The 5,367-nt window shown below is 68.1% G+C and carries 7 protein-coding genes; 1 reads left to right on the top strand and 6 read right to left on the bottom strand.

The genetic code is table 11. The features are described from left to right. Positions 1–765, bottom strand: a 765-nt coding sequence (locus tag ACE3O8_RS12695) for a ComF family protein (RefSeq protein ID WP_374390310.1), incomplete at its 3' end; no start/stop codon positions are given. 38 nt (positions 766–803) lie between these two features. Between ACE3O8_RS12695 and ACE3O8_RS12690 the strand changes: the two genes are divergently transcribed. Then, on the top strand, positions 804–1,565 hold the full coding sequence (locus tag ACE3O8_RS12690; protein ID WP_374390308.1) for an SAM-dependent methyltransferase: 762 nt from the start codon (positions 804–806) through the stop codon (positions 1,563–1,565). A 37-nt stretch (positions 1,566–1,602) separates the two neighbouring features. Here the strand turns inward: ACE3O8_RS12690 and ACE3O8_RS12685 are convergent, their stop codons facing one another. From ACE3O8_RS12685 to ACE3O8_RS12665, 5 genes are read right to left on the bottom strand one after another with little or no spacing between them, the layout of a single operon-like run. After that, the gene (locus ACE3O8_RS12685; protein ID WP_374390306.1) at positions 1,603–2,463 is read right to left on the bottom strand and encodes an alpha/beta fold hydrolase; all 861 of its coding nucleotides are present in this window, start codon (positions 2,461–2,463) and stop codon (positions 1,603–1,605) included. Continuing rightward, positions 2,460–3,653, bottom strand: a complete 1,194-nt coding sequence (locus tag ACE3O8_RS12680) for an ABC transporter ATP-binding protein (RefSeq protein WP_374390304.1) — start codon at positions 3,651–3,653, stop codon at positions 2,460–2,462. Before ACE3O8_RS12680 ends, ACE3O8_RS12685 begins: the two co-directional genes overlap by 4 nt. Beyond that, positions 3,653–3,778: a hypothetical protein gene (locus ACE3O8_RS12675; protein ID WP_374390302.1), complete on the bottom strand. Its 126-nt coding sequence runs from the start codon at positions 3,776–3,778 to the stop codon at positions 3,653–3,655. Before ACE3O8_RS12675 ends, ACE3O8_RS12680 begins: the two co-directional genes overlap by 1 nt. 3 nt (positions 3,779–3,781) lie before the next feature. Continuing rightward, complete coding sequence (locus ACE3O8_RS12670) at positions 3,782–4,486, bottom strand: ABC transporter permease (RefSeq protein WP_374390300.1); 705 nt, start codon at positions 4,484–4,486, stop codon at positions 3,782–3,784. 10 nt (positions 4,487–4,496) lie between these two features. Beyond that, positions 4,497–5,366: an ABC transporter permease gene (locus tag ACE3O8_RS12665; RefSeq protein ID WP_374390298.1), complete on the bottom strand. Its 870-nt coding sequence runs from the start codon at positions 5,364–5,366 to the stop codon at positions 4,497–4,499. Position 5,367: the final 1 nt, after the last annotated feature.

Genomic DNA, 5,367 nt, shown 5'->3' with positions numbered 1-5,367 from the left:
AACATATGGAGCAGCGTCGGTTGCTGCAACCCGTGCATGAACGAGGACAGACACGCGCGCCGCGCCGGCGCGCTTCAACAGCCGGGCCGCGGCGGATGCGGTGGCGCCGCTTGTCATCACGTCATCGACCAGCACCACTTCCCGCCCGGCGATACGTGACCTTGCATCGGGCGCCGGGCGGAACGCCCCTTTCACGTTCAATTGACGCTGCCTGCGGCTGAGGCCCCGGGTGCGCGGCGTCGCCTTCACGCGGACGAGCAGATCCGGGTCTAGCGGCGCACCCGCCGCCCGGGCTATGGCGCGCGCCAGCACCAGCGCCTGGTTGTATCCGCGCCCGGCCAAGCGCCACCGGTGCAGGGGAACTGCACAGACCAAGGTTTCACTATTGACCCAGCCCGGTGCGGCCCGAAGCATCGCGGCGGCCATCGGGGCGGCATAGGCTTCGCGGCCGTTCTTGAAGGCCAGCACCAGCTGACGCGCCGGTCCGTCATACAGAAAGGGCGCGGCCGTGCGATCGAAGCGCGGCGGCTCCCTGAGGCAGCCGAGGCAATGGCTTTCCGCGCGCCATTCGATCGGCAGCGGGCTTGCGCACTGGATGCAGCGGCCGGCGTCGATCGGCTTCAGCGCGGCAAAACAGTCCGCGCAAAAGCTGAGCGGCGTTCCGACCGGGGCCTTGCAGGCGATGCAGGCAGGCGGCATCAGCAGATCGACGAACCCGCGCGTCGCGGATCGGGCAGCAAAGAGGATCGGATTGGCGGCGACCATTTGCCGCCATCCTAGCACGAAGACAGGACAGGCGCGCCATGGCGCAATTCGAGCCATTCGACAGGCAGGCGCGTCGGCGCGCCCGGGACCGGGCCATGGGGCTGATCGAGGGCCGCGATCAGATGCTTCGCCACGTCGCGAACGAACTGGCCGAGCGCCGGCAACTGCTGGGTGCCGCCCCCGAAGGCCGCGAGCTGTGGATCGGGCTGATGCTGCCGCCGCCGGGCGTCGTGGGCCTCGACCCTTCGCCCCGGCTTGCCGCCGCACATGGCGGACTTTCCGGAGACGAGGACCAACGGCATTTCCCGGACGGGCGCTTCACCCGGATCACGGCTTTCATGACGCTGCACGGGGTGAACGACCTGCCCGGCGCGCTGCTGCTGGCCCGGCGCGCATTGGCGCCGGAGGGGCGGTTCCAGGCGGCATTTCCCGGCGGCTATTCGCTGGGGGCCGTGCGCGATGCGTTTCTGGCGGCGGATGCCGCCGCAGGTGGCGGCGTTCCGGCGCGGCTGGGGCCATCCGTCGATCCGGCGGAGGCTGCCGGGCTGCTGCAGCGGGCCGGGTTCGTGGATCCCGTGGTGGAGGTGGAGACGCTGACACTGCGTTACCGGTCGCTTGCCGATCTGGCGCGCGACGTGCGGGCGCATGGCGACAGCGGCTGGCTGGCCGGCCGGGCCCGGGGATTGACGACCCCCCGGCGATGGGCAGCGGCAGAGACCATGTTCGCGCAAGGGGCAGATGCGGATGGGCGTATCGGCGTGGAGGTGCAGATACTCTACCTGTCCGCCAGGGCGCCATGACTGGAGATTTGCAGCGGCAGATGGCGGGGCGGGCAGCCTAGGCAAGCCCCTCCAGATAGGGGCGCACAAGATCCGGGTGCGTGACGGGCAGGAAGTGGCCGGTGCCGGGGAACCGCCGCACGGTCGCGCCGGGCTTGTTCGTGCGAATCCACGCCTCTTCCTCAGGCGGCACCGTGCTGCCGTCGCCTGCGGCCAGCAGGGTGAAGGGAAAGTCAGCACGGCTGAGGCTGGCTTCGATCGTGGTGGTCACCCCGCGGAAGCTCGTGGCCTCCCACCCCGGCGCGCAGGCCAGGTGGACGCCTTCGCCATCCGGCAGCAGCCCGCCTTCGATATAGTCATCCAGCGCCCGGTCCGGCCATCCGGCAAACACGCCCCGCCCACGATAGCCGGCGCGCGCGGCGTCCCGGCTCGCGAAATGGCCGCGACGCCGCTCGGCCTGATCCGCCATAGGGTTGGGCGGCAGCCCGTCCGCCTCGCGGACGCTGCGATAGGCATGGGCCTGGCCGAAGGGGATGAAGGGCGGGTCGATCAGGCAGACGGACGAAGCGAGGCCGGGATTGTCCACCGCCGCTTCGAAGGAGACGGTCGCGCCGAAGCTGTGACCGGCAAGGCGGACCGGGCCACCGCCCAGTGCCTGCACCAGATTGGCGAGATCCTGCCGATAAAGCTTCCAGTCCGCCGGAATGTCGCCGGGCGTCGCTGCAAGCTCGGTGCGGCCATGGCCGCGCGCATCCTGCGCCACGATGCGGAAGCGTCCGGCCAGCGGCTCCAGCAGTTCGGAATAGACGCGCGCGCACATGCCGGTGGCATGGGTGAAGACGAGAAGCGGCCCTTCCCCCCATTGCAGCGTGAAGATGCGCCCCCCGGGGACGGGAATGAAGATCTCGCGGGGCCTCATGCCAGCAGGACGTGCGCCCCTTCGGCGTGCCAGCCGAGCCACACATCCTCGTCCCAGCTGAAATCCTCCTGGTCCCAGCGCGTCAGGTTGGGGCGGATCACGCGCACGCGCTTTCCGCCGTCCAGCTTCACGTCATAGACGGATTCAGAGCCGAGATAGGCGATATCCATGATCCGGCCCTTGACCACATTGTGGCCCGGCGGTGTCCCCTCCATCGTGGGAGGGCCCTCGCCATTCGCGCGCTTGTGCAGTTCCACCTTCTCCGGCCTCAGCGCCAGCCAGATCTGCACCGTGCCCGACGCGCCGGTGCCATGATCAAGCCAGGCCTTCACCCCGATTTCGGGCAGGTCGATGACGGCATGGTCGCTTTCGTCCACCTCCACCCGGCCCTCGAACAGGTTCACGCTGCCGATGAAGTCCGCAACCAGGCGCGAGGCCGGAAACTCGTAGAGATCGGCCGGCGTCGCCACCTGCATCAACGAGCCCTTGTTCATCACGGCGCAGCGGGTGGCGAGCGCCAGCGCCTCGTCCTGATCATGCGTCACCATCACGAAGGTGATCCCCAGCCGGTCCTGCAGGGCCGACATCTCGAAGCGCAGCTCCTCGCGCAGCTTGGCGTCCAGCGCGGACAGCGGCTCATCCAGCAGCAGCACGCGCGGGCGCTTCACGATGGCGCGCGCCAGCGCCACGCGCTGGCGCTGGCCGCCCGACAGCTGGTCGGGCATGCGGTCGCCATAGCCTTCCAGCTGGACGAGGCTGAGGGCGGCTTCGGCCCGCTCGCGCCGCTCCGCCGCGGGTACGCCCTCCATCTTCAGGCCATATTCGATGTTCTTCAGCACCGACAGGTGCGGGAACACCGCATAGCTCTGGAACACCATGTTCACCGGCCGCTTGTTGGGCGGCACCTTCGTCACATCCTGCCCGTCGATCAGGATCTGGCCGGAGGACGGGGTCTCGAACCCGGCGAGCATGCGCAGAAGGGTGGTCTTGCCACAGCCCGAAGGGCCGAGCAGCGCGAAAAATTCCCCCTCCCGGATGGTGAGGGACACATTGTCCACCGCGACGACAGGGCCGAAGCGCTTGGTGATGTTGCGGAACTCGATGATCGTCCGGCCATCGGCTGCCGCGCCACCGGCTGCCGGGCCGCCGGAAATCTGGCCATTCGAAATGGGGAGCACCGGATCGGGCATCAGCTGGTCTTTTCGGCTTCCGCCCGGGCCTGAAGCCTGAGCGCGATGAAGGTGAGGACGACGGTGAAGACGAGGAGAAGCGTCGAGATGGCGTTCACCTTCGGCGTCACCGAGAAGCGCACCATCGACTAGACCTTCACCGGGAAGGTCACGGTGTCGGGCCCTGCCGTGAAGAAGGTGATCACGAAATCATCGAGGCTCAGCGTGAAGGCCAGCAGCGCGCCGGCCAGCAGCGCGGGCCTCAGGTGCGGGATCACCACGTCCCACAGCGCCCGCCAGTCGCTGGCGCCAAGGTCGCGCGCGGCTTCTTCCTGTGACCGGTCGAAGCTGTGCAGCCGCGCCCGCACGACGACCGCCACGAAGGGGAAGCTGAAGGCCACATGGGCAATCACGATCGCGCCGAGAGACAGCGGCCACGGCAGCCCCGGCGGAAAGGGCATCACCCGGGCAAAGAAGATCAGCATGGCGACGCCCATGCAGATTTCCGGCACCACGATCGGCAGGGAGAAGGCGCCATCCACAAGCGGCTTGCCCGGAAAGCGGAAGCGCCACAGCGCGATCGCCGCCAATGTGCCCAGCACCAGGCTGATCACCGTGGACAGCGCCGCGATCGTCAGCGAGTTCACCAGCGACTGCACCAGTTCGCCGTCCTCGAACACCTTGGCATACCAGTCCAGCGTGAAGCCCTGCCACTTGGTGGTGCGGCGGCTGTCGTTGAAGCTCATCACCACCAGCACGACAAGCGGCGCATAGAGGAAGATGCCGACGAGCAGCATCCACAGCCGCAGCGGCCAGCGCCGCGCATAATCCAGCAGGCCGGGCTTCTCCCTCATGTCCGGCGCCTCATTCCGGCCGCTCCCGCCGCTTCAGCAGCGATTGCATCGCGATGCCGAACAGGGTGAGGTACATCAGCATGAAGGCAAGCGCCGCGCCGAACGGCCAGTCGTTCGCGCGCTTGAACTGCCGCTCGATCACGTTGGCGATCATCTGGCTGTCCGGCCCGCCCAGCAGGTCGGGCTGCAGATAGCTGCCCAGCACCGGGATGAACGTCAGCAGCACGGCCGAGATGATGCCGGGCGCGGCCAGCGGCAGCACGACGTTCCAGATGGTGCGCAGATGCCCGGCGCCCAGGTCGAAGCTTGCCTCCAGCAGGGATCGGTCCAGCCGGTCCAGCGCGGCATAGAGCGGCAGCACCGTGAAGGGCAGGTGGACATAGACCAGCCCCACCATCACCGCGAAATTGTTGTTCATCAGCGGCAGCCGCTCGAACCCGGCCCAGCCGAACGCCAGCTCCAGCCCGCTGTTGATCAACCCCTCGTCGCGCAGGATGGCGATAAGGGCATAGGTGCGGATCAGCAGGTTGGTCCAGAAGGGCAGCATCACGCCGATCAGCAGCCAGGTCTTCAGGCCCGGCGGCGCAAAGCTGATCGCCAGCGCGACCGGAAAGCCGACGATCAGGCAGATCAGCGTCGCCAGCGCGGCAAAGGCCAGCGACTTCATCAGGATGCCCAGATACAGCGGCTCCAGTGCCCGGGCATAGTTGGCGAAGGTGCCCGAGATGTCGATGTCCGACACACCCACGTTGGTGCCGAAACTATAGGCCCACACCACCGCCATCGGCACGGCGAAGAACAGCAGGAACCAGCCCAGCGGCGGCCCCAGAAGGGCGGCAAGCACCGTCTTGGCGCGCCGCCAGTCCACTCCGGAGGTCAAT

The organism is Sandaracinobacter sp., from assembly GCF_041909755.1.
In the GTDB taxonomy this organism is placed as follows: Bacteria; Pseudomonadota; Alphaproteobacteria; order Sphingomonadales; family Sphingomonadaceae; genus Sandaracinobacteroides.
Note: the sequence above shows the minus strand (reverse complement) of the source record. Positions and strands in the feature narration are given on the sequence as shown.